Here is a 2,614-nt window from a genome sequence, read left to right on the forward strand (position 1 = left end):
TAACTTTATCTTCTTGAAAGCCGGCAATGATGCGGCAGAGTTGTATGAGTCGTTGTGGACGCAGTTTGAGGCTTCGACGTGGAGTGAGCCGTTGGCGCGTGGCCGCCTGAATCGCCCGCGCCTGGAGTGGTTCGTGCAGACGGTCGTCGTGGCACAGAACGGTGATGATGTCGAAATCGGCCGTCTCTATGCCGGGTATCGCAAGTTTGTCGACTCTCAGCCTGCTATGCGTACGACGGCGGCGCAACTCAAATTGCTCAACAACTACGCTGAACACTACAGGGCACTTGTTACGGGGATCGGGACAACACCGATTGCGGTGTTCGGCCGCCGAGTCTCCGATTGGGACGCGTCGCCTGCACATCCGCTTGCGCTGCGTGTCGCAGCGTCAGGGCTCGATGAAGAGGAACAGTGTGCGATCTTCGCGTGCATAGAGTCGTACCTCGTCCGCCGCGCGGTATGTGGGTTGACGCGCAAGAACTACAACAAGGTGTTTCAGCAACAGCTCAAGAGCCTGGTTGCTGGGGGCTTGAGCCTGACTACGCTTCGTGCCGCTTTGTCGGCGCCCGTTGGCGAAGCATCACGCTGGCCGACTGATGAGGAATTCCGTCGGGCACTCCGCGAAGGTGATCTTTACCTTGGGCGGCTCGACGCCGCGAAGATGCGATCGCTTTTGCATCGGATGGAATCAGCCATGCGGTCGGAAAAGTCGGAGGAGAAAGTTCCACTCGACTTCGGATCCCTCGATATCGAACACATTCTGCCCCAGTCTTGGAGCAACCACTGGCCACTGGCTGATGGCTCGACGGTGCAATTTGATGAAATCGTCTCGGTGCGCCGCCTGCAAATCGCTGGCGAAGAACTGTCGCCGCGGGCGTTGGCGATTGCGGCTCGACTTGAGGCTATCCCGCGCTTGGGTAACTTGACGATGCTGCACTATGGCTTGAACCGAGGACTGCAGAACAGCGAGTTCGAGGTGAAGCGAGAGCAGCTGATAAAGCATTCGAATCTTCAGCTCAACAGAGAGCTTTTCTCGTTACCGGACTGGGATGAAGAGCGCATCGCCGCGCGTGGGGCAAAGCTTGCCGAGGTCGCGTTGAGTTTGTGGCAGGGGCCGGTCTAATACGCCTCGTCGCCTGTTAGCGGTACCCTCAAGTCGATCTAGATCGACTTCTACAGGCATGTCATGCCAAGGTCGAATGCGGTCTCGTTGAAGGTAGTAGGGAGTTTGTCTACAGACCGGGATTGGCAGGGTATTGTCTATTGGCGTTGAATCGGCGAATCGCATCACATAAGCTACTCGCGTTCTCGGTGGAGGGATGAGCTCTTTTTCATCAGTCAATTTTGCGACCAGGAGCACGGAGAAAGCATGGAAGATCGCGATGAGATTGCGCGTGTTGCACGCCAGGCGGTGCTGCGGAAAAGATTGCAGGATTTGCTGGAGAGCAACCCTCAAGAAACCGCCAATGATTTGGTTGGTTTGGCGGTGTCGGTTTTGGCACAGCAGTTTCCACGGAAGTTGAAGGCCGGCGACAAGCAGGCGATTCGGGAGAATTATTCGCGCGCGACCGACGCGCTGATCGAGGAACGGGCCACGTCGACGCTCGGCTTAGCCAGCGTGCTGGCGGTTCTGCTGGGAGCGGGGCGCATGATGGTCGACTATCACCCCGACTCCTCTTGGAAACGCGATCTCCATCATGACGATGCGTTCAAAAACGTTTTTCAGGGCCAACTCATGCCACGGCTGAGGCATGCGTTTGACGAGGCCGTCAAGGCCGGTGCGAGCCCACTGGGTACGGCGACGACCATGATGCTCGTGGGGGTGAAGTTGGGTCTGGATAGCGGTGTTCACTGGTCAGCCATGGCGCGCCCCTTGTTTGACGCCAGCGAACTCCTCCTTGGTGGCGTTCAGTTGTCGCCGGAGGCGCTGGAAAGAGCGGCCGAGGACTTAATCATGCAGCAGATGGGCATCTCCAGGGCCACGGCAAAGCAGTATGTCAAGGCTGCGAAGGACGTGAAGGAATGAGACTGGCCGGGTCGTACTTCCATCGAGCCGCGTGATGTAGGGGTGGCCCACACCATCTAATGTCCAAAAAGACCGCTCTCCTGAATTGGCCCTTTGTGGTGCTCTAGGCGCCGTGCTGCACGTCGAGGGCCAGTGATGAGTGATCCATAAAGCATAAAAGCTCAAAGGCTTGACGCGCTGGCTCAGCTTGCGAATACTGTATATTCATCCAGTGTTTCGCCATGCCCTACCCATTGCGCCTTCAATACCCCGCCTTCTCTCACGCGCAGTTACGCGCGATCGAGGAGGGCTGTCGTGATGACCCCGTCGTCCGCCGGCTGCTCATTGAGATCCGCGCGCTGCAGAACATCGCGCGACGGGCTCATCAGGTCGCCGTGGCTGCGGGTCCGGGTGGTACGACCGACGCATTCGGCATCGCTACAGCCGCCCTGCATCGAGAGCTTGAAGCCGAGACATGGTTTGCTGAGGACCTCGCTGAAAAAGAAGCGTATCGAGCCAGGCTGACCGAGGGGACGGTGACGCCTGATCAGCGACGCAAAGCGCTCCGCGCCAGAAAGCCGTGAAGGTGTGGTGATGTCGAACCCGATC

Annotated in this window: 3 protein-coding genes; 2 read left to right on the forward strand and 1 reads right to left on the reverse strand. The window is 58.3% G+C overall.

The features are described 5' to 3' along the window. Together JHD73_RS27430 and JHD73_RS27435 are read left to right on the forward strand one after the other, a co-directional pair. Positions 1–1,123: HNH endonuclease family protein (locus tag JHD73_RS27430; RefSeq protein ID WP_199033286.1), on the forward strand; the 1,123-nt coding region annotated here is incomplete at its 5' end. A gap of 246 nt (positions 1,124–1,369) precedes the next feature. Continuing rightward, the gene (locus tag JHD73_RS27435) at positions 1,370–2,026 is read left to right on the forward strand and encodes a hypothetical protein (RefSeq protein WP_199033287.1); all 657 of its coding nucleotides are present in this window, start codon (positions 1,370–1,372) and stop codon (positions 2,024–2,026) included. A 269-nt stretch (positions 2,027–2,295) separates the two neighbouring features. On the opposite strand, the gene JHD73_RS27440 is transcribed toward JHD73_RS27435, so the two are convergent. Continuing rightward, positions 2,296–2,614: hypothetical protein (locus tag JHD73_RS27440; RefSeq protein WP_199033288.1), on the reverse strand; the 319-nt coding region annotated here is incomplete at its 5' end.

Origin of the sequence: Ralstonia sp. ASV6 (genome assembly GCF_016429285.1) — a bacterium.
Taxonomy (GTDB): Bacteria; Pseudomonadota; Gammaproteobacteria; order Burkholderiales; family Burkholderiaceae; genus Ralstonia; species Ralstonia flaminis.